Source organism: Streptomyces sp. NPDC107550 (genome assembly GCF_055639095.1).
The window spans coordinates 232,060-255,919 of sequence record NZ_JBVKBC010000002.1; the positions used below are offsets into that span (position 1 = coordinate 232,060).

23 protein-coding genes and 1 tRNA gene are annotated in these 23,860 nt (G+C 72.1%); 19 read left to right on the forward strand and 5 right to left on the reverse strand.

Annotation, left to right across the window (positions count from 1 at the left end; genetic code table 11):
* The 16 genes from ACZ7LY_RS04080 (at position 1) to ACZ7LY_RS04155 (ending at position 14,334) form a co-directional block, all read left to right on the forward strand.
* On the forward strand, positions 1-477 hold the full coding sequence (locus tag ACZ7LY_RS04080) for a phage tail tube protein (protein WP_471622932.1): 477 nt from the start codon (positions 1-3) through the stop codon (positions 475-477).
* Positions 477-992: a DUF7426 family protein gene (locus ACZ7LY_RS04085; RefSeq protein ID WP_471622933.1), complete on the forward strand. Its 516-nt coding sequence runs from the start codon at positions 477-479 to the stop codon at positions 990-992. The genes ACZ7LY_RS04080 and ACZ7LY_RS04085 overlap by 1 nt, the downstream gene beginning before the upstream one ends.
* Positions 993-1,036: 44 nt before the next feature.
* On the forward strand, positions 1,037-1,189 hold the full coding sequence (locus ACZ7LY_RS04090) for a hypothetical protein (RefSeq protein ID WP_471622934.1): 153 nt from the start codon (positions 1,037-1,039) through the stop codon (positions 1,187-1,189).
* A 3-nt stretch (positions 1,190-1,192) separates the two neighbouring features.
* Entirely contained in the window at positions 1,193-3,664 is a 2,472-nt protein-coding gene (locus tag ACZ7LY_RS04095) for a phage tail tape measure protein (protein WP_471622935.1), read from the forward strand.
* Position 3,665: 1 nt separating this feature from the next.
* Positions 3,666-6,857 (forward strand): carbohydrate binding domain-containing protein, encoded by a 3,192-nt coding sequence (locus ACZ7LY_RS04100; RefSeq protein WP_471622936.1) that lies wholly within the window; start codon positions 3,666-3,668, stop codon positions 6,855-6,857.
* Between the two features lie 13 nt (positions 6,858-6,870).
* Positions 6,871-8,514, forward strand: coding sequence for a right-handed parallel beta-helix repeat-containing protein (locus ACZ7LY_RS04105; RefSeq protein WP_471622937.1), 1,644 nt, complete (start codon positions 6,871-6,873; stop codon positions 8,512-8,514).
* A 64-nt stretch (positions 8,515-8,578) separates the two neighbouring features.
* Positions 8,579-9,499, forward strand: a complete 921-nt coding sequence (locus ACZ7LY_RS04110) for an N-acetylmuramoyl-L-alanine amidase (RefSeq protein WP_471622938.1) — start codon at positions 8,579-8,581, stop codon at positions 9,497-9,499.
* 19 nt (positions 9,500-9,518) lie between these two features.
* Entirely contained in the window at positions 9,519-9,749 is a 231-nt protein-coding gene (locus tag ACZ7LY_RS04115) for a hypothetical protein (protein ID WP_471622939.1), read from the forward strand.
* A 1-nt stretch (position 9,750) separates the two neighbouring features.
* Positions 9,751-9,972, forward strand: coding sequence for a holin (locus ACZ7LY_RS04120; RefSeq protein WP_471622940.1), 222 nt, complete (start codon positions 9,751-9,753; stop codon positions 9,970-9,972).
* A 32-nt stretch (positions 9,973-10,004) separates the two neighbouring features.
* Positions 10,005-10,355, forward strand: coding sequence for a hypothetical protein (locus ACZ7LY_RS04125; protein WP_471622941.1), 351 nt, complete (start codon positions 10,005-10,007; stop codon positions 10,353-10,355).
* Positions 10,352-11,008, forward strand: coding sequence for a collagen-like protein (locus ACZ7LY_RS04130; RefSeq protein ID WP_471622942.1), 657 nt, complete (start codon positions 10,352-10,354; stop codon positions 11,006-11,008). The genes ACZ7LY_RS04125 and ACZ7LY_RS04130 overlap by 4 nt, the downstream gene beginning before the upstream one ends.
* Before the next feature lie 93 nt (positions 11,009-11,101).
* A complete protein-coding gene (locus ACZ7LY_RS04135) occupies positions 11,102-11,743 on the forward strand; it encodes an HAD family hydrolase (RefSeq protein ID WP_471622943.1) in 642 nt (213 codons plus the stop codon).
* Positions 11,744-11,851: 108 nt separating this feature from the next.
* Positions 11,852-13,027, forward strand: coding sequence for a helix-turn-helix domain-containing protein (locus tag ACZ7LY_RS04140; RefSeq protein ID WP_471622944.1), 1,176 nt, complete (start codon positions 11,852-11,854; stop codon positions 13,025-13,027).
* 175 nt (positions 13,028-13,202) lie between these two features.
* Positions 13,203-13,511 carry a hypothetical protein gene (locus tag ACZ7LY_RS04145; protein WP_471622945.1) on the forward strand — a complete coding sequence of 103 codons (309 nt, stop codon included), beginning with the start codon at positions 13,203-13,205 and terminating at the stop codon, positions 13,509-13,511.
* Entirely contained in the window at positions 13,508-13,843 is a 336-nt protein-coding gene (locus ACZ7LY_RS04150; protein WP_471622946.1) for a hypothetical protein, read from the forward strand. Before ACZ7LY_RS04145 ends, ACZ7LY_RS04150 begins: the two co-directional genes overlap by 4 nt.
* Complete coding sequence (locus tag ACZ7LY_RS04155) at positions 13,840-14,334, forward strand: hypothetical protein (protein WP_471622947.1); 495 nt, start codon at positions 13,840-13,842, stop codon at positions 14,332-14,334. The genes ACZ7LY_RS04150 and ACZ7LY_RS04155 overlap by 4 nt, the downstream gene beginning before the upstream one ends.
* Positions 14,335-14,480: 146 nt before the next feature.
* On the opposite strand, the gene ACZ7LY_RS04160 is transcribed toward ACZ7LY_RS04155, so the two are convergent.
* Positions 14,481-14,711 carry a helix-turn-helix domain-containing protein gene (locus ACZ7LY_RS04160; RefSeq protein ID WP_471622948.1) on the reverse strand — a complete coding sequence of 77 codons (231 nt, stop codon included), beginning with the start codon at positions 14,709-14,711 and terminating at the stop codon, positions 14,481-14,483.
* A 631-nt stretch (positions 14,712-15,342) separates the two neighbouring features.
* Positions 15,343-15,417, reverse strand: a tRNA-Val gene (locus ACZ7LY_RS04165).
* A 241-nt stretch (positions 15,418-15,658) separates the two neighbouring features.
* Between ACZ7LY_RS04165 and ACZ7LY_RS04170 the strand changes: the two genes are divergently transcribed.
* From ACZ7LY_RS04170 to ACZ7LY_RS04180, 3 genes are all read left to right on the forward strand, one after another.
* On the forward strand, positions 15,659-16,444 hold the full coding sequence (locus ACZ7LY_RS04170) for a DUF4097 family beta strand repeat-containing protein (RefSeq protein WP_471622949.1): 786 nt from the start codon (positions 15,659-15,661) through the stop codon (positions 16,442-16,444).
* A 127-nt stretch (positions 16,445-16,571) separates the two neighbouring features.
* The gene (locus ACZ7LY_RS04175) at positions 16,572-17,975 is read left to right on the forward strand and encodes a hypothetical protein (RefSeq protein ID WP_471622950.1); all 1,404 of its coding nucleotides are present in this window, start codon (positions 16,572-16,574) and stop codon (positions 17,973-17,975) included.
* A gap of 290 nt (positions 17,976-18,265) precedes the next feature.
* Positions 18,266-18,487, forward strand: coding sequence for an FmdB family zinc ribbon protein (locus ACZ7LY_RS04180; RefSeq protein WP_471622951.1), 222 nt, complete (start codon positions 18,266-18,268; stop codon positions 18,485-18,487).
* Positions 18,488-18,953: 466 nt separating this feature from the next.
* Here ACZ7LY_RS04180 and ACZ7LY_RS04185 read toward each other — a convergent pair whose 3' ends face one another.
* The 3 genes from ACZ7LY_RS04185 to ACZ7LY_RS04195 form a co-directional block, all read right to left on the reverse strand.
* Positions 18,954-19,754 carry an HAD family hydrolase gene (locus tag ACZ7LY_RS04185; RefSeq protein ID WP_471622952.1) on the reverse strand — a complete coding sequence of 267 codons (801 nt, stop codon included), beginning with the start codon at positions 19,752-19,754 and terminating at the stop codon, positions 18,954-18,956.
* The gene (locus ACZ7LY_RS04190; RefSeq protein WP_471622953.1) at positions 19,751-22,231 is read right to left on the reverse strand and encodes a phosphoribosyltransferase; all 2,481 of its coding nucleotides are present in this window, start codon (positions 22,229-22,231) and stop codon (positions 19,751-19,753) included. The genes ACZ7LY_RS04185 and ACZ7LY_RS04190 overlap by 4 nt, the downstream gene beginning before the upstream one ends.
* Before the next feature lie 233 nt (positions 22,232-22,464).
* Entirely contained in the window at positions 22,465-23,631 is a 1,167-nt protein-coding gene (locus ACZ7LY_RS04195) for an HpcH/HpaI aldolase/citrate lyase family protein (protein WP_471622954.1), read from the reverse strand.
* Positions 23,632-23,860 lie beyond the last annotated feature (229 nt).

A 23,860-nucleotide genomic window follows, 5' to 3' on the forward strand; every position in this document is an offset into this window, starting at 1 on the left:
ATGACCACTCCCACGCCGCAGACCGCGCTCGTCCGGCGGTGGCGCATTCAGATCGACATGTCCGCCGCGATGGACGGCTCGGACTGGCAGACGATCTTCGGTGTCAAGGAGTTCACCCCTCCGATGCCGGACCCGAACATCGAGGACAGCTCGGACTACGAGTCGGGCGGTTGGAACGGCAACGAGAAGACCGCGCAGGAGTGGGAGCTGTCCGTCACTCTCAACCGCAAGATCAACGACCAGCTCAAGGTGTTCCACCCCACCCACGAGAAGCTCCGCGCTGCCGCGTTCGGCTGGGGCTCCACCTCCCGTGTGCACCTGCGCTGGTTCGACCGCAACGGGCTGCCCGAGGCGTACGAGGGCATCGGCATCGTGAAGTGGGAGAACTCCGGCGGCGAGCACACCGACCTGGACCAGCCGGAGATCACCGTCACCGGCGACGGCCCCATGCTCATGATCGACACCCCGGGGGTCTGATGGCAGCGACCTTCGAGGCCCTCGGCGACTTCCTCGACGACTGGCTCGAACTGCCGGTGAAGTGCGCCGACGGCAACACCCGCACGTTCCGCATCATGTCGCCGCCCGCCGAAGACGGGATGCGCGTCGACCGGATCACGACCCTGGCCGCGCGCATGGCCATGAGCGGGACCCCGGCCGACACCGAGATCCTCAACGACGAGGAGGAGCGGAACCTGTTCCGGCTCGCGCTGGGCGACTCCTACGACGAGATCCTCCCCTTGGTCGACTGGGCCCACTTCCGGCACGTCGCCATGACCGTCATCGTCTGGATCACCTCCACCCGCGACAACGCCGCCGCCTACTGGGCCACGGGCGGCGACCCTTCTCGCCTGGCCCCGAACCGGGCGGCCCGTCGGTCGCAGAGCAGCGCCTCCTCGGAGTCGGCTGCGGCGAGTTCGACCCGGTCACGGGGCTCTACGAGTGGTACGAGGGCGGGCTCCAGCCGACGCGGCGGCAAGGGTCGGCGCAGGTAACCCGCGAGGCCCTGCTGAACGAGTGGGCGCTCGTCGAGGCCGACATGCAGGAGGTGTACGGCCTCGACCTCTCCTCCGGCGTCATGCGCACCCGCTCGTGGCGCTGGTTCCTGATCCGCCTGCACGGCCTGCTCAGCGCAGACAGCCGCATCGCGCGCCACTTCGCACCTCCAGAACCACCACCCCGAAGGAGGTAGCCCGTGGCGCTCAACGTCGGCGAACTCACCGGAACCATCACCCTCGACGCCTCCGGGGTCGCCGACGGGCTGCGCGACGCCGAACGCCAGATGCAGCGCGCAGGCGACCAGATGGGCTCGGACGCCGAACGCGCCGGACAGGATGCCGGGCAGCAGCTCGGCGACGGCGTCACGCGCGGCGTCGACAGCCGACTCCGTGACCTGCCCGGTCACTTCAACCGCGCCGGTCGGCAGGCAGGGGAAGACCTTGCTACCGGTGTCCGGCAGACCTCGCGCAGTGTCGGGGACGCCGCCGGGGACGCGGGCGACGAGGGCGGCCAGTCGTTCATGCAGCGGATGCGCGGGCGCGCTTCCGCCGGGGTGGGCGAGCTGGCCGGCAACATCCGCGAGGGCCTCGCAAGCAAGCTGGCGCTCGCCTCGGTGGGCGCGGCGGCCGGCGCGATGCTCATGCAGGGCATGTCCGACGCGATGGACCAGTCCCGCATCGTGGGGCGCCTCGGCGCGCAACTGGGCTCCACCGGCCCGGAGATGCAGCGGTACGGCCACATCGCAGGCCGGATGTTCGCGGACGCCGTCACGGAAGATTTTCAGGGCGCAGCCGACGCGATCAAGGCCGTCGCTTCCTCCGGCCTGATCCCGCCGAAGGCGACGAACGCGCAGATCAAGTCCATTGCGACGAACGCCGCTGACCTCGCCAACATCATGGAGGTCGACGTCGGGCAGGCCGCGCAGGCGGCCGGGTCGATGGTGCGCAACGGCCTCGCCAAGGACGGCAAAGAGGCGTTCGACATCCTCACCAAGGGCTCGCGCGGCCTCGGCATCGCCGCCGAGGACGTCATGGAGACGTTCATCGAGTACGGGCCGATCTTCAAGAGCGCCGGCATCTCGGGGCAGACCGCGATGGGGCTGATCCGGCAGGCGATCCAGGGCGGCTGGTCGAAGGACACCGACAAGATCGCGGACGCCTTCAAGGAGCTGGGCATCCGCGCGACGGACATGTCCACCGGCAGCGTCACCGCTCTGAAGCAACTCGGCCTGAACGCACAGCAGACCGCCGACGACGTCGCGGCCGGCGGGGCGCGCGGCGAGAAGGCGATGGGCCAGATCCTGGAGAAGATCCAGAAGCTTGGGCCGGACTCAGCGGAGGCCAAGCAGATCATCTCGGCCCTGTTCGGCGGTCCGGGTGAGGACCTGGGCGCCGCACTGTTCTCCCTGAACCTCAGCAAGGCGTCCAAGAGCATGGGCGACACCGCTGGGGCTGCTGACGGGCTCGGGGACGCGCTCCGCGATAACGCGGGTACGAAGGTCGAGGCGTTCAAGCGGGGGATCCAGCAGGGAGTCGTCGACTTCCTCGGCACCTACGTGATCCCTGCGATCACCGGGTTCAAGAGCCTGGTGGGGCAAGCGTTCGGCTCGCTGTGGGAGCAGGCCGGGCAGGGTGGCGCGCAAGGGCTTGACCGTGTGCTCTCCTTCTTCGGGCTCCTCGGGCCGAAGCTCGTCGAGCGGGTCAAGGCGTTGGGCCCGCAGGCGGTCCAGGGGCTCATGGGACTCGGTGAGTCCATCGGCGCGTGGATGGCCGCGAACCCCGACAAGCTGTTCAAGGTCAGCCTGGTCGCGGGCGCGATCATCCTCGGATTGATGGCGCTTCCGCTGCTCGTCGCCGGGGCGCTCGTCGCCGCTGTCGGCATGATCCTCGTCAACTTGGGGCGGGGCCTGGTCGAGGGCGTGGGCGGTCAGCTCGCGGCGTTCGGCGCGGTCATCTCGATCTGGTTCGGGTCCCTGTGGTCCCGCTATATCGCGGGCCCTGTCGGCGGCGCGTTCGGCGCGTTCATCGCCTACGTGGGCGCCCTGCCCGGTCGTACGGTGCGCGCGCTGGCGCTGCTCGGCGTCGTCCTCGCCACGGTCGCGGCCACGGCGTGGCAGCGGTTCCGGGACGGCTCGGTTCGCAAGGGCGCCGAGTTCCTGACGTGGGTGCGGGGGCTTCCCGGCCGGATCAAAAGCGGGCTCGGCTCGCTCGGGCATCTGCTGTACGACAAGGGCGTCGACCTCGTACGCGGCCTGCTCAACGGTGTCCGCTCGCGCGGCGGCTGGCTCCGCGACCAGCTCATATCGTTCGCCAAGAGCATGATCCCCGGGCCGATCGCCAAGGCCCTCGGAATCCACAGCCCCTCGCGCGTGCTCGCCGACGAGGTCGGCCAGTGGATTCCCGCCGGTATCGCTATGGGCGCCGAGGACAACGTAGGCGTCCTCGACCGCACCATGCAGTCCCTCGTCAACGTGCCGACGCCGTCGGCGGCGATGGCGTCCAGCGTCGGCGGCGCAGTCGCCGGCGCATCTTCCGGCGGCCGTGCGTCCGGGCCCGCTGTGGTCGAGCTGCGCGGCGACGGGTCTCCGACCGCCGATTTCCTGCTGTCCATCCTGCGCCCCGCGATCGAGAACAGGGGCGGCAACGTGCAAGTCGTCCTGGGGAGGTGACATGGCGTTCCCCGAGGATCCGCTGGGGCTCCATGTGGAGGTGAAGGCGGGCGCCTGGACGGACATCACGTCCAGGGTCCGTACGTCCACGCCGATCCGGATCACGCGCGGCCTCGCCCCGCGCAGTTCCATGGCGGAGTACGCCCGCACCCCGCTCCAGATCGACAACGCCGACGGCCGGTTCTCCCCGCGCAACCCGATGGGCCCGTACTACGGGCTGATCGGGAGGAACACTCCGGTTCGCATCTGGCTCCCCGGCGCCGAGCACTACCTCGACCTCGACGGGTCGGCCACAGGCGTCGCCTCGACTCCGCACGCGGCGCCGGTGTCGATCACCGGCGACCTCGACCTGCGGATCGAGCTGGCCGCGTCCTGGTACCGGCCCGGGGCTCAGCAGCTCATCGGCAAGTGGGGCGCCGAGGGGCAGCGTTCGTACGCGCTCCGTCTCCAGGACGGACAGGCCGTCATGCTGTGGAGCAGCGACGGCACCACGCCATGGGCACTCCGCCGCCCGCTGCCGCCGCTCCCGCCCCGCGCCGCACTCCGGGCCACGCTCGACGTGGACGCCGGCCGGGGCGAGTGGGAGGTGGTGTTCTACTGGGCGCCGTCGCTCACCGGCCCTTGGACGCGGTTCGGCGGCTATCGCGGATCGCCGCCGCCGGCCCCAATCCAGATCGCAGTGACCACCTCGCCGCTCACCATCGGCGCCCCCGACCTGGCGAACGTGCCGCCGAGGCTCCCGGTCGAGGGCAAGATTTACCGCGCGGAAGTGCGCTCCGGTATCGGCGGCACCCTCGCCGCAGCCCCGGATTTCACCGTCCGCCCGACCGGCACGGCGCCGTTCACGGACGCGGCGGGGCGCGCCTGGTCCTACGCGGGCACGGCCGCCGTCGCGGACCGCCGCGAACTGTTCGTCGGGGAGATCGCCGAGTGGCCGCAGGAGTGGTCACCGTCCGGCGCGCTGGTGTGGACGACCGTGGAGGCCGCGAGCCTGCTGCGCCGGTACGGGCAGGGCGTCAAGGCGCTCGACAGCACGCTGCGGCGCCGCGTCCCGTCCGGGAACCCGGTCGCGTACTGGCCCATGGAGGAGGACCGGTCCGCGACCCGCGCCTACTCCCCGATCCGCGGGGTGCGCGCGGCGTCGCTGACCCGCGTGGACTGGGCCGCCCTCGACAGCCTCCCGTCCTCGAAGCCACTCCCGAAGATCATCGGCGCCGGGTCGCAGCTCTCCGCGATCCCGCCCGCCGCCCCCGACGGGCAGTGGCAGGTCGAGTTCGTGTACAACGCCGACGACAAGGCGCCGCTGCCGAACGGCCCGCACCACGAGCTGATCGGCGTCTCTACCACGGGCACCATCCGCCGGTGGGTGATCAGCATGCGCGCGAGCAACGTGCGGATCGCCGGGTACAACTCGGCCGGCGACGACATGATCTTCATGTCTATCGCCGTCGGCGCCGACGTGTTCCACGGCTGGGTGCGGCTGCGGCTGTGGGCCCGGGACGCTGGCGGCGGCAAGGTCGACTGGCGCCTCGACTTCCAGGACGTGGGCGGCGACGCCGGCGGCTACGGCGGCACGTACACGGGCCGGGCCGGACACGTCACCGCCGTCACCGGCACGTGGACGGATGCCATGGCCGGGTGGGGCATCGGCCACCTCGCCGTACTCCCCACCGCCGCCAACCCCCTGTACACGGGCTCCGATGCCGGGTACGCGGGCGAGACGGCGTGGCAGCGCATGCTCCGCCTCGCGGGCGAAGAGAATTTCCCGATCGGCCGGATCGCGGGACCGCTCGACCCGCAGCGCGTCGGCCCGCAGCGCCCGGACACCCTCCTGTCGCTGCTCGCCGAGGCGGCGGAGGCAGACGGCGGCATCCTCATCGAGGACCGCACGCGGCCCGGCCTGGTCTACCGGGACCGGTCCGCGCTCTACACCCAGGAACCCGCGCTCGTCCTCGCCTACGGGCAGATCGTCGCGGGCTCGCTGCGACCCACCGACGACAGCAACTCCGCCCGTAACGACATCACTGTCTCGCGCGAGGGCGGCTCGTCCGCGCGCGCGGCGCTGGAGACGGGCCCCATGTCCGTACAGGAGCCCCCGGCGGGGATCGGCCTGTACGACGAGGCGGTCACGGTCAACGTCCAGGACGACCTCCAGCTGGAGTACATCGCGCCGTGGCGGCTGCACCTGGGGACGTACGACGGAGCCCGCTACCCGACGCTGACGGTCAACCTGCACCGCCACCCGGCCCTGATCGAGCGCGTCCTCGCGCTCCGCGAGGGCGACATCATCCGCATCACCGGGCTCCCGCCGTGGGTCGCGTACGGGCCCGTCGACCTGATGGTCACGGGCATGTCCGACACGCTGCTGCCCCGCTCGTGGGAGGTGACGCTGACCTGCGAGCCCGGCGGCCCGTGGATGACCGCCCGCGCCGACCACCCCCTGTACGGGAAGGCCGACACCGACGGGTCCGAGCTGGCGAGCGCGGCTACCGCGTCCGCCTCGACGCTCGCTGTGCGGACGACAGCGGGCCCGCAGTGGACGACCGACCCGGCCGAGACGCCGTTCGACGTCACGGTCGGCGGCGAGATCATCCGCGTCGACGCCGTCGCCGGACAGGTACTCAACACCAACCCGTGGCTCGACCAAGGCGTGGCGGGGTGGGTCGGGCAGGCGACCGGCGCCGTCGCCCTGTCCACCGAGGCAGTACACCCGCGCGCCCAGACCTCGATCAAGGTCACGCCCACCGGCAGCGCGGCCTCCAACAGTCTGGCCATGAGCGCCCGCGCGACCGTCGTTGCGGGCCAGACGTACACGTACGGCTTCTGGGTCTATTCCGCCGTCAACTGGCCGGACTTCCGGGTGTCGTTCGACTGGTACCGCGCGGCCGGCACGCAGATCAGCACCACCTCGGGACCGCAGACGGCGATCCCCGCCGGCCGGTGGACGTTCCTCTCTTACACCGCGACCGCTCCGGCGGAGACCGTCTCCGTCGTGGGCCGAACCCGCCAGGGCGGCACCCCGCCCGCTGGCGCCGCCTACTTCGTGTGGGGCGGGCGGCTCGTCGGCCCGTCGGCCGCCGCAGGCGCTGGTGTTCAAGCCTTCTCGGTCACCCGCGCCCGCAACGGCGTCACCAAGAGCCACGCCACGGGCGCGCCTGTCTCCCTCGCCTACCCGGCGATCACCTCTCTGTAGAAAGGGGGCCGCCTTGGCTACCCCTGTCGACTGGCGGCCCGGCATGGACATCACCGCCGGGCGCCTCCAGGCGATGACCCCTCAACGGACGTTCTCCGTCGTCAACTACGGCGCCGACGCGTCCGGCACTGTGGATGCGTCACCGGGCATCCAGGCCGCCCTGAACGAGGCCAGGGACATCGGCGGCGCGCAGGTCATCGTGCCGCCGGGCGTCTACCTCATCGGGCAGACGCTGCGGATCTACACCAACACCCGGCTCACCCTCATGCAGGGCGCGGAGTTCCGGCGAACGGTACCCGGCACCCTTCTCCTCAACGGGGACGGCGGCCAGTCCTTCCCCGGCTACACGGGGCACTCACGGATCACGATCGAGGGCGGCCTGTGGAACATGCAGGGCACCACGCCGGGGCTGACCGGATCGGCGATGTGCATCAGCATCGGGCACGCCTCCGACATCGTCATCCGCGATCTGGAGATCCGGGACGTGCCCGGCTTCCACGCCATCGAGCTGAACTCCACGTCGCACGGCACGATCTCGGGCTGCCGGTTCCGCGGCTACGTCGACCCCGGCGGCCGGGATTTCTCCGAGGCCGTGCAGATCGACCTGGCCAAGAGCGTCGGCGTGTTCGGGGGGTTCGGCCCGTACGACCACACGCCGTGCGTCGACATCCTGATCCACGGCAACCACTTCGGAGATTCGGACACCGTGGGCACGGCCGCCTGGCCGCGCGGCGTCGGCTCGCACTCGGCCACGATCGGCCGCTGGCACCGCCGCATCCGTGTCGCCAACAACAGCTTCGAGAACATCCTTCAGTACGCGGTGTCGGCCTATAACTGGGAGGACACCACGATCACGGGCAACGCGTTCGTCGGCTGCGGCTCCGGCGTCCGCCTGCGCGCGGTGATCCTCACCGACACCGAGGACACCAAGGACGTCAACGGCAACCAGACCAACGCCTCCCAGGTCATGCGCAACCTGTCCGTCGTGGGCAACGTGTTCCGGCAGGGCGGCGGCTACGACGAACCGATCATCGCGCTCGGTGAGACGTCCGGCCAGATCCTCAACCTGACCGTCGGCTCCAACAGCATCGACGGCTCGCAGAACAACCAGAACGGCATCCGCATGCAGCAGGTGTCCCGCGCCGCGATCACCGGGAACGTGATCGCCAACATCAACGGCACGGGCATCAGCACGGAGGACTGCGGCAACCTCGTCATCACCGGCAATCAGGTGTGGACGGTCGGCGCGCACGGCATGACCCTCGTCAACTGCGATCACTCCAGCGCCATCGGCAACCAGATCCGCGAGCCCGCCAACAACGGCATCCTCATCCAGAACGGCAGCAACCTGCACATCCGGGACAACTACGTGAAGAGTCCCGGCCGTTCAGCGAACGCGCAGTACTACGGCATCCGCCTCTCCACGAACGCGTCGTCGGTGTCGCTGTCGGGGAACAAGTGCCGGCCGAACGGTTCCGGTAACGAGGCCCGTTACGGGCTGTCGGTCTCCGGTACCTGCTCGCTGATCCAGCGTTACGGCAACGACTTCCGTGGCGCTGAGTGGAAGGGCGGAGAGGCGCCGAACACGGGCGCCGGGATCGGCATCAACATCGAGTCCGGAGCGACGGAGAACACGACCGCCACAGACCTCACCTGACCCGCCCCCCCCCACGCCTGCCCTGTGCCGCTCGGCCGGGGCCTTTCTCATGTCTGGAGACCCCATGGCACCACCCATGACCCCTACGCAGTTCCTGGCGGCACTGCGCGCCGAGGGCGTACGCGTGCAGGAAGTCGGCGCGTGGCGCACGCACAACCGCAACCACAAGGGGCCCTGGGGCCCCGTGAACGGCGTGATGATCCACCACACCGTCACCCGCGGTACTGCGAACACGGTGCGGATCTGCCGCGACGGACACGCCGACCTGCCCGGCCCGCTGTGCCACGGTGTCATCGCCAAGGACGGCGTCGTGCACCTCGTCGGCTACGGCCGCGCGAACCATGCGGGGCTCGGCGACCCGGACGTCCTCGCCGCGATCATCGATGAGCGTCCGCTGCCCACGGACAACGAGGCCACCGTCGACGGCAACCGGTGCTTCTACGGGTTCGAGTGCGAGAACCTCGGCGACGGCTCCGACCCTTGGCCGGACGCCCAGTTGGAGGCGATCGAGCGGGTGGCCGCCGCGCTCTGCCGCCACCACGGCTGGTCGGAGCGCTCCGCCCTCGGCCACCTGGAGTGGCAGCCCGGCAAGGTCGACCCCAAGGGGTTCACGATGGCGTCGATGCGGGCGCGGGTCGGGGCGCGGCTGGGCGGCGCGAAGCCGCACCCGCCGCTTCCGGCGCCGTCGCGGCCGACGGTGTCGCTGTCGAGGCTGATCGCCGCGGCGAAGAACGACCCGAAGGCGAAGGGCACTCCGGTCACGTATGCCGGGGTCCGCACCGTCGAGGCCGCGCTCGTCGACGCCGGCCTCCTCTCGAAGCCGTACCTCGACGGGCACTTCGGCTCGGCGACCGTCACCGCGTACGCGAAGTGGCAGCGGTCGAAGGCGGGCGGCGGCTACACGGGCGCGGCGGCCGACGGCATCCCGGGCCGCGACTCCCTCACCCGCCTTGGCGCCCGCCACGGCTTCACCGTCACCACCTGATCCGAAGGAGAGCACGCTCATGACCGACTACAGCCAGCGGCACCCCGGCACCCAGCAACTGATGCAGTACTTCGAGTACCAGCACCTGCCGCAGCCGCTCCAGGACGTCAGCTTCGACGTCTGCAACCTCGCGTACAAGCTCGTCGAGAAGCTGCCCGACAGCCCGGAACTCACGGCCGGGCTGCGCAAGCTGCTGGAGGCCAAGGACTGCTTCGTCCGGGCCGCGCTCGACACCCCGAAGGAGAACTGACATGGCCTCTGCCCCCATCGAGAAGAAGGTCAAGGCGTCCACGGCGCTCGCCTACCTGGCCAGCCTCGCCGGGCTCGCCATCCTCGGCGCCGTCACCGACGACCCCTCCCTCATCAGCGGCATGCCCGACGCGCTGGAGCCGGTCGTCCTCGCCCTCGTCCCGGCCGCCGCATCCTGGATCGCCGGATGGGCGGCACCGCACACACCGCGCTCGGACACCTGACCCCCACACCCGCACACTGATCGGAGGACCGCGTGCCCGAGGAACAGACCGTCGGGGAACTCGGGCGCTCGGTCGCCGCGCTGCGCCAGGAGATCCAGGTCATGGCGCAGGGCATCAACTCGCGCCTCGACAAGGTGGTGTCGACGGAGGTGTACAGCCTCCAGTCCGCGTACACCGACCAGCGCCTCCAGTCCCTCGGCCAGGATGTGCAGCGTGTCCGCGACGAACGTGACGCGCTGGAGGTGGCGTTCGAGCAGTACCAGCTCGCCGAGCGGGACCGGCGCGAGCGCGAGCGGCAGCAGCGCATGTACCAGCTCGTGGTGCCCGTGCTGTTGGCGCTGCTGTCGGCGGGCGTCGCCATCTGGGCGGTGGTCGCCTCGTGACCGGCATTCATGGACGCACCCGAACGTGGCGGCTTCCGCGCGCCGAGTGGCTCCTCGCCACCCTCGCCGCCGTCGTCGTCGCCGGGCTGGCGCTCCTCGCGGTGATGGTGGTCCGCCAGTCCGTCGAGATCCGGCAGGCGGACCAGGACCGGGCCGCGCTCGCCGAGCAGGTCCGCCAGCTCGGCGGCACGCCTACGGCGGGGCCGCGCGGGGAGCGCGGCCGGGACGGGGCCGGGCAGCCGGGGCCGTCCGGCGCACCGGGCACTCCCGGCCGTGACGGGACGCCCGGCAGGAGGGGCCCGTCGGGCAGCCCCGGCGCGCATGCTCGGGACGGCTCGCCGGGGCCGAGCGGCGCGCCCGGCCGCGACGGCGCGAAGGGGCCCGCCGGCCCGGCCGGACCGTCCGGGGCGCCGGGCGCGGCCGGCTCGCCGGGGCCGCCGGGTCCAGCGGGGGCGCAGGGCGAGCCCGGACCGCCGGGGCCCGCGGGGAAGGACGGCCACGACGGACAGACCTGCCCCGACGGCTACAGCCTCCAGCCCCTGCCGGCCGATCCGGACGCGCTGGTCTGCCGACGCGACGGCGCTCCTGGTGGTGGCGGGCAGCCGTCGCCGTCGGCCGCCGGACTGGACCCGCAGCGGCGCCAGTACCACTGACAAGGCCCCGCCCTCCTGGAGGGCGGGGCCCTTTCGTCATGCTCAGACCGTCCATCGTCTGCCAGCAGGCCCAGCCCCTCTAGGCTGGGCGGAATGATGCACACCGTCGCCTTCGACGTAGGCGAGACTCTCGTACGTGACGACCGGTACTGGGCATCGTGGGCTGACTGGCTTGATGTTCCCCGGCACACCGTCTCCGCGCTCGTCGGCGCCGTCGTCACCCGCGGCCAGGACAACGCCGAAGCTCTACGGTTGCTCCAGCCCGGCATCGACCTTCCGGCGGCCTACCGAGCGCGCGAGGAGGCGGGGCACGGCGAGTTCCTGGATGAGACCGACCTGTACGACGACGTGCGCCCTGCGCTGTCGGCGCTGCGGTCGGCCGGGGTACGCGTGATCGTCGCAGGCAACCAGACCGATAAGGCCGGCAGGCTGCTGCGGGCCCTCGACCTGCCCGCAGACCTGATCGCCACCTCGGGCGAGTGGGGTGTCGCAAAGCCCAGCCAGCAGTTCTTCGACCGCCTCATCGCCGAGGCTGGCGTTCCTGCCGGGAAGATCCTCTACGTAGGAGACCACCCGCAGAACGACACGCTGCCAGCCGCGCGCGCGGGCCTTCGGACAGCGCACCTGCGACGCGGCCCGTGGGGACATCTGTGGGCAGAGGATCCGGAGGTGGCTGCGGTGGCCGACTACCGGGTCGATTCACTCATCGACCTGGTCGACATGCTCGACCGCTGATCGCTGCTGGGAGCGGCCCCACCTGCGGAGTACAGGCGGAGCCGTTCCCGCACCAGCGCGTGACCGCGCGGGTACGGTTCGAAGTGGACGCCTCGAACTGGAGCCAGTATGCCCGCACTTGACGACAACGTGCTCGGCAAGCAGATTGCCATCCTCCGCAAAGCCAGACGCCTACGGCAGCAGGACCTCGCCCGCGACGCGTACCTGTCTCTGCCCACCATCCGAGGAATCGAGCAGGGCAAACGGCGTCCCAGCGACGCCGCCCTGGAGTCGATCGCCGCGGCGCTCGGCGTGGACCCAACGCGGCTGCTGTCCACGTTCACGGGCACCGAACGGCGCGTCCACACCGCGCTACCCGCGATCTCCGCAAGCATCGCCGCCTACGACATCCCCCTCGACCCGCCAGCCCGCAGCCTCGACGAGCTGCACACCGCCGTCACCGAGGCCACAACCTGGCGACTGGCAGCCCAATACGGGCGCATCGCCCAGCACGCACCCGCACTCCTCGACGACACACTGGCCGCATTCCACACCGCGCCCGACCGGCGTGCTGCGGCCCGCCTCCTCGTCGCCACCGCGCGCTGCGCCGACGCGGTCGCCTACAAATACGGCGCCCACGACCTGTCCGCGCGCCTCATCGAACTCATGCGATGGGCAGCCCCATACGCTGAGGCGCCGCTACTCGACGCCACCGTCGCCTACGTCCGCACCGAGACGTTCTTCACCGCCCGCGCCCACACTGCCGGCGCCCGCGCGCTGGAGGCCGCCGTCGACTCGGCGCCCTCCGTCACTGACGAAGCCTCAGCCGCCGCACAGGGTTCGCTACACATGCGCGCAGCGGTCATCTCCGGGCGGGCAGCGGACGCCGACCGCGCGCGGGCCCACCTAGCCGAGGCACGCCGCCTGAGCCAGCAGGTCCCCGAAGGCAGCTATCTCGGTACCGCATTCGGCCCCGAGTCGGTGCGCGTACACGAGCTGTCCGTCGCCGTCAGCCTCGGTGAAGACCACGTCGGCACCGCGTTCGCGGTCGCCCGCGAAGGCGCCCCCTCCGACGCCCTCCCCGCCGAGCGCCGTTCCGGCTTCTGGATCGAACTCGCACGCGCGCAGTTGTGGGCGTCCCGCATGGAGGACGCGTTCGAGTCGCTGAAGGTGGCCCGCGCGATCGCCCCGCAGCACACCCGCGAGCACCCGTGGGCCCGAGAGACCGCGGCCACACTCATCCGGCTCAAGCGCACCGACGCTGAGACGCTGCACCACTTCGCGGAGTGGATCGGCGCCGTCTGACAGTAATACACGCTGTATCACCTACCGCCTCCCCAGCCGCCCATGATCTGTGCATCGGACGCCACAGACCGGGGGCCAGACTATGAGCAGCACAATCAGAGAACGGGCCATCACCTTGGTTGAGGAGGTGAGTATCGCCCGTCTCCACGGTTTGGCGTGCTGGGATTGCGGCGCGGTGTCGCGGTCGCTCACGCCCAGCCACGAGGTCCGCCAGCACGGCACCGACTGCGTGTGGACGGTGTCACTGTGCGCGGGGTGTCAGACGCAGCAGGACGGCACGAGCGGCATCGGCCTCGGCGAGCCCATCGAGACGAAGGCGCGGGCGGCCGTGCTAGACGAGGACCAGATGTGCGGGCGGGCGTGCGCCCGTTGCGCGGGGCCCCTCGTCGGCGTGGCGAGCGTCGACCTCGGCGAGCGCATCGACCCCGACGCCCAGCGGCTCATCTTCCCGAGGGCCTGCGACTCCTGCGCGGGGGCCTCATGACCGCCCCCCAGGTCGAGACAGCCGAGGCGCCCTCACGCATCACCGTGGACGTGCCCGTGGCGGAGATGACCACGGCGCAGCGCCGGGGGCGCGCCTGCGCCTGGTGCGACGTGAACCTCGTCGGGTGGGCGAGCGTCAACCTCGGCGGACGCCGCGACCCCGACACCGGGCGCGTGATCCTCCCCCGCGGCTGCCACGACTGCACCGTCATGTTCGTCTACCGCCAGTACCTGGAGCACACGATCACGTGCCCGCAGTGCGCCCTCCTCGGGCTGGCCTGCCCCGCTTCCATCCCGCTGCGACGCGCCCTCAGCAAAGGACGGTGGACGTGAACACCGACGCCCACGCCAACCGCTTCCAGGCGACGCAGGACGCCGCCCGCGCCGCCCTCCAGCTCGCCCCAGTCGCCACCCACACACAGCTCGACGAGTGCGCCGACGGCCTCACGGAGCTGGCCGCACCCATCCTGGCCGCCGCCACCCCCGAGCTACGCGCCCACCTCCCCCTCGCGGCTGCGGCCCTGACCACCGAGCGACTCCTCAAGCGCCCCCCGCGGCAGCCCGCCACAGTGGGGCCGATGCGCGTGTACGTGCGCCATCTGGCGGACGCGCTCGTCGAACTGGTCAAGACGCTGAAGGCCGCGGAGACCTCGCACCTCCAGGACCCGCTTTGCGCCCGCTGCGACCAGCCGGTCCGGCCTGGCCAAGAGGTGGAAGTTGAGGCGGTCTTCAGCGCGTCGGGTCCAGGCCGCAGCGTGACGAGACACCGGCGCTGCATGCGCCGGCCGACGCCGCACCAGACCTCACCGGCTGGGCGCCCCTGACCCTCAGCTCCCGCCGCCTGCCAATCCCCCCCGTCAGGCGGCGGGATACCGGGCCGCCCGCGCCGATGGGCGGCCCGGTCTGCCCCCCCGCAGCCGGTGGTGCCTGCGGGCGGGCGGCGGCCGACGGCGAGTGGGCCGCCGCCCGATCAGACGAGATCGCGGAGCGGGACGCCGAGCGCGTCAGCGATACGGATCAGGTTGTCGAGGATCGGGCTCGCGTGGCCCTGCTCGATGCGGTTGATGGACTGCCGGTCCATGCCGGCCTCCTCGGCGAGGGCCTCTTGGGTGAGGTTCGCGTGGAGGCGTGCGGCCCGGATGCGGTCGCCTACGGCTCGCCGGGCGGCGAGGACGCGGGGCGAGGGCGGGGCGGGCGGCACCCGCTCAACGCTCGCCCGATCATGATCGTCTGTCTGTATCTTCGACTGTACATTTTTGGATCACTGGTCAGATCGCGCGCACAGGATCGGCACGAATGCGATGCACGTTCGAGTGACTTGTCGGGCAACGCACGACGTCTCAGGCAACCGTCCGGCAGCGTGCATATGACAACGCCGTCACCAGCCGCCCTCCATCCACGGGAGGGCTCCGACGGCGCCTCCCCGGCGTGTACGCCTGTCCGCCCGGGGAGGCGCCTTCACGTATCCGAGTTTGGCCGAGAATCGCCGTGCTCCGATCCTGCACACCCCGTGTGTAATACCCACATGGGGTGTGAGGGTCTACCGTCGAACGCAACGGCCCCCGCCGAGCTTTGCGGCGGGGGCCGTGGCCTGTGGGCCGGGCCTCCCCGCCCGGGATCCACAGGAGGCAGACGAGCGCCTGTCTGGCGCGCGCGGGGAGACGCGCCAGCCCTCGTCGCCTGTGACTCTACGGCCTGTCGTGGCCCGATCAATCCCTCGAACCGGTGACTTTCCTCTTGATCGTCAGGGGTTGTGGACTCTTTGTGGACTTCGATCACAGGGGAGGCCCCCCGGCGATTACGCCGAGGGGCCTCTGGCCTGCTACATCTCGTGGTGGGCGCGGACGGTTTCGAACCGCCGACATCCTGCTTGTAAGGCAGGCGCTCTACCCCTGAGCTACGCACCCGAACGCCCCGGTTCCACGACCAGGACGAGCCGACAGCCTACCCTGCCGATCCCGGTCCGCGGCAAACCCGCCCCGCCCGCCCTGCCCGCGCGGGATGCCGGACTTACTCGTACGGGGGATATCCCCACCCGGGATCCGGTGGCGGTCCGCATGCCGGGGAGGGGGTCGCGGCGCATACGTTCGTAGGGCGTCGGACGCTCGTGCGGCGCGGCAAGGACCGTAACCTCTGGGGGAGTTCGTCATGACCGTCCGTACGAGTCGCCGTACCCGTCGCGCCCTGGCCCTGAGCACGGTCGTGGCGGCGACGGCCATGACCGTCGCCGCGTGCGGCGCGGACGCCTCCGACGATCCGCATCCCGACCACCGCGCCTTCGCCCTGCACGGCCGGACGCTGACCGTCGACTCCGACGACTCCGCGCTCGACCTCGTGCCCGGCAAGAGCGACCGCGTCGAGGTCACGCGCTGGTTCCGGGGCTCGACCGTGATCGGATCGGACCCGAAGGTGACGTGGGCGTGGCGGGCCGGCGAGGACCGGCTCGTGCTGCGGCTGCACTGTTCCGGCATCGTCGTGAACTGCGCCGCCCGGCATCGCGTCGAGGTCCCGCGCGGCGTCGCCGTGGTCGTCCGCGACGGCGACGGCAGCGTACGGGCCAAGGGCCTGGACGCCGGCCTCGACGTACGGTCGGACGACGGTTCCGTGCACGTCAGCGACGTCAAGGGCCCCCTGCGCCTGCACGGCCGCGACGGCTCCCTGAATGCCTCCGGGGTCGACGCCCGCCAGGTCTCCGTGTCCACCCGTGACGGCAGCGCCCACATCGGCCTGCGCCGCGTCCCCGACCGCGTGGACGCCGCCAGCACGGACGGCTCCCTGACGCTGACCCTGCCGGGCGGCGCCACCGCGTACCGCGTCGACACCCGCGCCGGCGACGGTTCCGTCCACGTGTCCGTGCCCCGCGACCCGCGCAGCACCCACCGCGTGAGCGCCCGCACCGGCGACGGAAACATCACGGTGCGGCCCGCGAACTGAACGGCCCGTGTGTTCGTCTTCAACCGGTGGGAGAATGGACACCGGGCCGGCCCGGGCACGATGACGTGCACGGACGGGACGGGAAGCACGGGCAGTACGGGCACCACGGGCAGTACGGGAGAGGTTTGTGGCGAAGTCGACGAGGCGGCGCCCCACGGGGGCGTGGGAAACGACGCGACACGCCCCGCGACCTGCCCCGGACACCACTTCGGGCCTACGGGACTTCCTCACCCTGGCGCTGCTGCCCGTACCGCTGCTGGCGCTGACGGCCACGGCCGCGTTCAGCGCGGGCGGGACGCGGCGCTGGTTCGGCGGGCGGGCCGAGAGCCAGCGGGCGGAGGCGCAGGCGGCCAAGGACGACGCCGCCGCCGCGTTCTACGAGCTGGACACCGCCCAGCGTGACCTGCGCATCTCCATCGAGACGATCACCGCCGTCGACGACTCCGCCGCCGCCCGCGCCGCCGCGTCCGACTTCGCGCAGCTCGGCCGCCGGATCGACGAGGCGAGCGGCCGTTACATCGGTGCCGTCGACGCCCACGACCTCGACCGCGACGACCTGGAGGCTGCCGCCGCGTCCCGCGCCCGCGCCGAACTGACGCAGGCCAAGGACGAGTTGCTGCGGACCAAGCAGGACCTGGACCGGTTCGCGCAGAGCCTCGGCCCGCTGCTCGGCAAGGCGGAGACCCAGCTCGCGCGGCTCGCCCCGGCGATCGAGCGCGCCCGGCAGGCCCTGCTCGCCGCGACCACCGCGCTCGACGCCGTACGGCAGGCGGGCCTGAAGGCCGACGACCTGGCCACCCGGCTCGCCGCCCTCGGCCCCGAACTGACCAAGCTGAACGAGGGCGCCGGCCGGCACGGCGTCCCCCAGACCCTGGAGCGCGCCGAGCGCGTCAACCGCGACGCCGAGGCCATCCGCGCCGAGGCCGAGCGGCTGCCCGAGCGCGCCGCCGAGATCGACCGCCGGCTCGTCTCGCTGCGCACCCGCGCCCAGGCCCTCCAGACCCGCGCCGGCCAGGTCGAACCGGTGCTGAGCGAACTGCGGCGCCGGTTCGCCGCCGCCTGCTGGCAGGACCTCCAGCACGTACCCGAGCAGGCCGCGCAGAACGTACGGCAGGCCGAGACCAAGCTCGCCGAGGCCCGCACCGCCCGCGACGAGCAGCGCTGGCCCGACGCGACCTCCCTCCTCTCCACGGTCCGCGCCCTGCTGAACACCACGGACGAGTCCGTCTCCGCCGCCTCCGACCGCCTGACCAGGCTGAACGCGGTGCAGAAGGACCCCCAGCAGGAGATCGACCGCACCCGGTTCGCCATCCGCGACGCGCAACGCCTCGCCATGGCCGGACGCGCCACCCCCGACCCCCGGCACGCGCGGCCCCTCGACGACTCGGTCGGCCGCCTCGACCGCGCCGTCGCCGGCCTGGAGGGACGGCACCCGGACTACTGGCACTTCCTCACCGAGACGGAGGCGGTCCGCCAGACGGTGGCCCAGGTCGTCGCCCACATCCGAGAGGCCCGCGGCACGGGGACGTGACGTGTCCTTGCCGGGAGGGGGGCGTGCGGGTGGAGCGGGCGGGCGGGCCCTGGGTGCGGGTGGGCCGGTGGTCGTACGGGGGCTGCGTGCGGGCGGTGCCTATGGGTGCGCGTGGGCACTGCGGACGGATGACTCGTGCAGGCGCTGCGTGCGAGTGGGGTCGTGCCGGTGGGGCGAACGGGCGGTGCCTACGGGTGTGGCGCGTGGGCGCTGCGCGCGGGGTGCGCTCCAGCCCCGCCCGGGGGTTCGGGCGCGCCCTGGGGGTTCGGGCGCGCCGTAATCTGTGCGGCATGCCTCGTTACGAGTACCGCTGCCGCACCTGCGCCGACACGTTCGAACTGTCCCGTCCGATGGCCGCGTCCGGGGACCCGGCGCCCTGCCCGTCGGGCCACCCCGACACGGTCAAACTCCTCTCCACGATCGCCCTCACCGGTGCCCCGGCCGCCCGATCCTCCTCCCCCGCGCCCGCCTCATCGGCCTCATCCTGCTGCGGAGGCGGCTGCTGCGGTTGAGGTCGCACAGGGCGTCCTGGGGGCGGATGCGGAGAGCTGCGCGGGGGCGCCCTGGGCGGAGGCTGAGGCGGACTCGCGGGCGCCTGCGACTACGCCGCCCGCAGAACGCCACGGGGCCTACTCCCGCCAGCCGCCGACCTTCTCACCGGACGACCTGGGACGAGCGCGGGGCCCTTGACTCCTACGGCCCCGACCTGGACCGGCGCGAGGTCGCACCGCTCCGCCCCGCCAATCGCCCGCCCGAGCCAAGGCCCGCGCCCACCTTCACCGCCCCGCCCGCCGCCTTGGGCAATCTGCCGCCCGGGGCGGCAGGGTGGGCAAGGCGGCCCCCAGCGCCGGGCCACAGCCCCATCGGGCCCGCACCCCCGCGCCGGTCGCGGCCTCCAACACCCCGCACCAAGCACCCCGGTACGCCCAATCGAGCCGCCCCGCACCCAAGCGCCCCGCGCCGAAGCGCACCGCCCGATCAAACCGCCCCCAAAAACCCCCTCAGCACCCCCTCCCCCGCCAGAACCCCGACCTCCGTCAGCCCGACAACCCCCTCCGCCACGAACCCCGCCTCCGCCAACTCCCCGTGCCCCGGCCGCCACCCCAGATCGGCCACCTCCAGAAGATCCGCGTCCAACAACGAGTCCCCCGCCGCGAGAACCCGCCCCGCCCCCACTCTCCGCGCCACTTCCCGCACAGCCGCCCCCTTGGTCAACGGCTTCGGCACGGCGTACACCTTCCGCCCCTGCAAGGACACCCCCCATCCCAACTCCTCGGCCCACGCAGCGAGTTCCTTGACCCACCCCTCGGGCAACGCCGCCCGGTCCACCACCAGGTAGGCGAACAGATCCTCGGCGACCCGTTCCTTCAGCAACCACTCCGGGTCCGCGGAAGCGACCATCCGCTCCCGCACCTGCTCCAGCGGAGCGCACTCCGTCGCCAACCGCTCCCCGACCGCCGCCCGCCACTGCGGATCGGAGACACCGTCGACGAGCAGATGCCCTCCGTTGGCACACACCGCGTACTTCGGTGCCGGCCCGGGCAACCGCACCCGCCCGTACTGCTCCCGCGTCCGCGTCGTCGCCGGCACGAACACCGCGCGCCGCGCCAGTTCCTCCAGCATCCGGGCCGCGTCCTCGGTGACGTACGAGAGGGGCTTGCCCTCGTACACCTCGACGCACAGCAGCCGCGGCGCCCGCGCGTCCGGCATGCCGAGCGCGAGCGCGCCCGCGGAGTAGATGAGCGTCCTGTCGAGGTCGCTCGCTACGAGGACCGTCACTTCGCCGCCACCGCCTTGCCGTCCGCACCCGTGGCCCCCCGCGTGAACCGGGGATGGATCAACCCCACGCACGTGTACGGGAGTTCGGCCACCGCCTCGACCGGCACCCCGCGCTGCTCCGCGAGCAGACGGACATGATCGAGGTCCGCGCCGGCGTCCTCACGAGCCAGGATCTTCCACGGCACGCGCCGCAGCAGCACCCGGGTCGTCTCACCCACTCCGGGCTTGACGAGGTTGACGTCGTGGATGCCGTACTCCTCACTGATCCGCTCCACCGCGGCCCACCCCTCCCAGGTCGGCGCCCGATCGGCCCCGAGCAGCTCCTTCACCTCGACGGCGACGGCCTCGGCGACTTCCTCGAACCGCTCCTCCACCGCGTCCAGGAACCGCCCCGACACATCCGCCCCGGCCAGTTCCCGGTAGAACTTCGCCCCGTGGAAGTCGTGCGGCCCCACCAGGTCCGCGCGCAGCACGGTCCGCGATATCAGCCCGGAGACCGTGGAGTTGAGGCACGCGGACGGTATGAGAAAGTCCTCCCGCGTCCCGTACGTCCGCACGCACGAACCCGGATCCGCCAGGACCGCTATCTCCGGGTCGAAACCCGCCGCCCCACCGCTCTTCTCGAACTCCCCGATGGCCGCCGCGAGTTCCCGCGTGATCGCGCCCTTGCCCGTCCAGCCGTCGACGAAGACGACGTCCGCCGGGTCGTGGTGCGCGGCGATCCACCGCAGCGCGTTCGCGTCGATACCGCGCCCCCGCACGATGGAGACGGCGTAGTGCGGCAGCTCCAGCCCGTGCCGGCGCCGGGCCCAGCGCCGCATCAGCACACCGACCGGCGTCCCGGCCCGCGCCAGCGACACGAGGACCGGGCGCGGCGAACGCTCCGCGAGGACGGTCTCCGTGACGACGCCGACGGCCCGCGCGATCCGCGCCGCCGAGGTCTCCAGGGCCGCGTGGAACAGCTCCTGGTACTGGTCGCTCGGCTGGTACTCGACGGGCAGCGACTCCGCGTAATGCGCCCCGCCGCTCTGCACGGCCTCCTCGCGCTCCTCGGTCGGCGCCTCCAGGGCCACATCGGACAGGTCCTGCAACAACCAGCCCACTTCATCGGGCGCGTACGAGGAGAACTCCGGCCCCCGCAACGGCTCGGGCAGCCGGGCCCCGAGCCGCGTCGACTCGGGCCCCGCCCCGGGCGCCGCCGCCCCCGGCACATACGAGGGGACGACCGCGACGACGACCCGCCCGGCATGCTCGGCGACCTTCTCCAACAGCCCGCCCGGCGCCCCGAGTTCGGCACGGTCACCGGCGGAGTCGACGACGACGAGGACCGTGTCGAAGCCGCCCCCCGCCACGTTGTACGCGTACCGCTCGCCCGGCCCGTCGGCCGGCGCGTCATGGGCCGGGAAGGAGATCCGGGTGCGGATCGCGTATCCGGGGTCGTCGACGGGAAGGACCGGCGACCGTGTGGTCGTCGAGAACGCCACGTCCACGCCCGTCGCCTCCAGCGCGGTGGCGATGCGCAGCGGCGCGTACATCAACTCCTCGTTGCCGAGGACCAGGACGCGTCCGCGCAGGTGCGGGGCGATCCGGTCGGCGAGGGCGGGCAGCGCCGCCTCAAGCTGCTCGCGGTGCTGTGGGGTGAACCCGTGCCGTCCGCCGTCCGGGACCCCGTCGGGCCAGCCGAGCGCGGGCACCCGTACGATCTCGCCGCGCTCCCGCTCGCCGCCCCGGGGCCGCGCGTCCTGCTCGTGGGCGGCGACGAGGGCCTGCCCCTTCTCCAGTACACCGTCCGGCAGTTCGACCGTGCCCCGCGCCGCCACGACGAGGTCCACGCGCGCGCCGATCTCCCGCGCGAACTCCTCCAAGCGGCCTTGGTCACCGGGCGAACGCAGGTCGACGAGCGCGACGATGACGTAGTGCTCACGCGCGTGCAGGTCGTGCAGGGCGCGGATGGTGTTGAGGACGGTGTTCCCCGTGGAGAACTCGTCGTCGACCAGGACCAGCGGCCCGTCCCCCGCGAGCAGCCCCGGATCCTCGGGCAGCAGCAGATGGGAGCTGGCGTGCGAGTGCGACTCCTCGAACCCGCCGGCCGTGGCGACGCCCTCGACGGGGCGCCGGGTGGAGTGCAGGTACGGCGCGAGCGCGATGCCTTCGGCGACACAGTGCCCGAGGCCCGTCGCCGTCTCCGCGTATCCGAGCACGACGGCCCGCGCCGCCGCCTCGTCACCGAGCAGCTCCCTGACCCGCAGCCCCAGGTCGTGCCCCGCGGCCCGGACCACGGACGGACGCTGGGGGACATGCTTGCCCAGCACGTTCGACACGAGCAGATGGGCGCGCTTCGGGTTGCGCCGCAGCGCGAGCCCCAGCAACCCGGTCAGCTCTTCGTCACCGCGCAGCTCGACGCCCAGCCGCTCGGCCACCCACGCCCCCGACCACACCACGCCCGTCTCCCCGCCCACCTCAGACACCGCAGACACCCCGCTCATCCCACGCACCCCGTTCATCCCACGCACCTCGTCCATCCCGCGTTCCCCGTTCATCCCACTGACCCCACTGCCCTGCCGGCCTCTCCGACCCTGTCGACTCCGCTGGCCCCGCCGGCCCTGCCGGACCCACTGACCCTGCCGGTCCAACCGACCCGGTCGGCCCCACCGGACGCGTCCGCCTCACCGCTGACTGCCGCGCGCGCAGCGCCCACCGCGGCCCGGCCTCATCCGGGCAGGCCCGCCGCCAGCAGTTCCACGAAGCCGACGTCCTCGTGCGCCACTCCGAAGACCTCCGCGCGCTGGAGCGTCCGCTCCGCCCACGCCCGGTGCGGCTTCACCTCGTTCATCTTGTTCGTGTACGCCGATCTGAGGACGCCGCCGCCGTCCCGCTCGGGCCGCAGTATGTCCCGGGCGTCGCTGTACTCCTCGTGGCTGACGACGGACAGGGCGTGCACGGGCAGGACGTGCGAGGGGTGGATGCACGTCTTGCCGAGCAGGCCGTTGGCCCGGTCCAGCTCGATCTCGCGCAGCAACCCGTCCATGTCGTGCTGGATGAGCGTCTCGCGCAGCCGCTCCGCACGTCCCTCCAGGAAGGGGCTGCGCCGCAGTTGCGGCTTGAACATGCGCTCCTGGTGACGGAAGTACTCCCAGACCGGCCCGGTGACGGTGAAGCCGGTGCCGTCGGCCCGTCCCAGCCGGTTGACCACGTCACCGATGACCGAGGCCACGATCTGCACGTCGTACGCGGTCATGTCGGGCGGCCGGCGCAGCCCGTAGGCGGAGCAGAAGTCGGTGACGCCGAGGCGGAGGGCGAGGACCCGCTCGCGGTACTTGTCGACGACGCGGGCGATGCCGTCGAGGGTGTCGGCCCGCGTCTCCAGGTGGAGCAGTTCGGGCGACTCCAGGACCGGCATGGCGAACAGCCGGCGGCCCGACTCCGCCTCGGCCGCTGCCAGCGCCTCCAGGAACGGGATGCCGCGCTCCTCGGTGAACTTGGGCAGCACGAATCCGGACAGCAGCTCGACGGCCGGCCCGAACCGCCGCACGAGATCCCCGATCTGCTCGGGCGCCCGCACCCGCACGAACAGCAGCGGCGGCTCGACGCCGGGCCGGGCGTGCAGTTCGGTGAACTGGCGTACGAGGTTGTCCTCGGCGGCCACCACGTCCGCGTCGTCGATCGAGTCCTCCAGGCACAGCACCATGGAGGCGACGCCGCGTCCCGCCAGCTTGAGCACGTCGTCCGCTAGGCGCGGCCGGGTGGCCGGGCTGTAGAGCGTGGCGCCGAGCGCGGCCGCGAGCAGGCCGGGGTCGGAGTCCGCGGTGAAGTCCCGTGGCTCCCTATGGAAGAGCCGCCCCCGCACTTCAGGGGCAACATGCCCGAAATGACGCATTGATTCTCCCCCGATGACGCCCTGTTCCGCTGGGCCGACTGTCTTGATGTGGCCGGTAATAGTACGTACAAGGGTGTGTCAAAGGTTCCCGGGCCCGGTGAAAATCTGGTAACCCGCGCATGGCGTGGGGAGCGTTCTGCCTGGTGCGAGCGCGTGTCGCGGCCCGCTATTTTTGTTCTCGCGCCGGGCACCCCGCGTTGTCCCGGCCGGTCCCGGGAGGGCAGGATGA

Coding starts and splice junctions, on each gene's coding strand:
- ACZ7LY_RS04115 (WP_471622939.1), top strand. CDS start 9,519: ATGACCGACTACAGCCAGCGGCACCCCGGCACCCAGCAACTGATGCAG.
- ACZ7LY_RS04170 (WP_471622949.1), top strand. CDS start 15,659: ATGACCGTCCGTACGAGTCGCCGTACCCGTCGCGCCCTGGCCCTGAGC.
- ACZ7LY_RS04180 (WP_471622951.1), top strand. CDS start 18,266: ATGCCTCGTTACGAGTACCGCTGCCGCACCTGCGCCGACACGTTCGAA.
- ACZ7LY_RS04085 (WP_471622933.1), top strand. CDS start 477: ATGGCAGCGACCTTCGAGGCCCTCGGCGACTTCCTCGACGACTGGCTC.
- ACZ7LY_RS04090 (WP_471622934.1), top strand. CDS start 1,037: ATGCAGGAGGTGTACGGCCTCGACCTCTCCTCCGGCGTCATGCGCACC.
- ACZ7LY_RS04195 (WP_471622954.1), bottom strand. CDS start 23,631: ATGCGTCATTTCGGGCATGTTGCCCCTGAAGTGCGGGGGCGGCTCTTC.
- ACZ7LY_RS04110 (WP_471622938.1), top strand. CDS start 8,579: ATGGCACCACCCATGACCCCTACGCAGTTCCTGGCGGCACTGCGCGCC.
- ACZ7LY_RS04080 (WP_471622932.1), top strand. CDS start 1: ATGACCACTCCCACGCCGCAGACCGCGCTCGTCCGGCGGTGGCGCATT.
- ACZ7LY_RS04120 (WP_471622940.1), top strand. CDS start 9,751: ATGGCCTCTGCCCCCATCGAGAAGAAGGTCAAGGCGTCCACGGCGCTC.
- ACZ7LY_RS04140 (WP_471622944.1), top strand. CDS start 11,852: ATGCCCGCACTTGACGACAACGTGCTCGGCAAGCAGATTGCCATCCTC.
- ACZ7LY_RS04150 (WP_471622946.1), top strand. CDS start 13,508: ATGACCGCCCCCCAGGTCGAGACAGCCGAGGCGCCCTCACGCATCACC.
- ACZ7LY_RS04100 (WP_471622936.1), top strand. CDS start 3,666: ATGGCGTTCCCCGAGGATCCGCTGGGGCTCCATGTGGAGGTGAAGGCG.
- ACZ7LY_RS04135 (WP_471622943.1), top strand. CDS start 11,102: ATGATGCACACCGTCGCCTTCGACGTAGGCGAGACTCTCGTACGTGAC.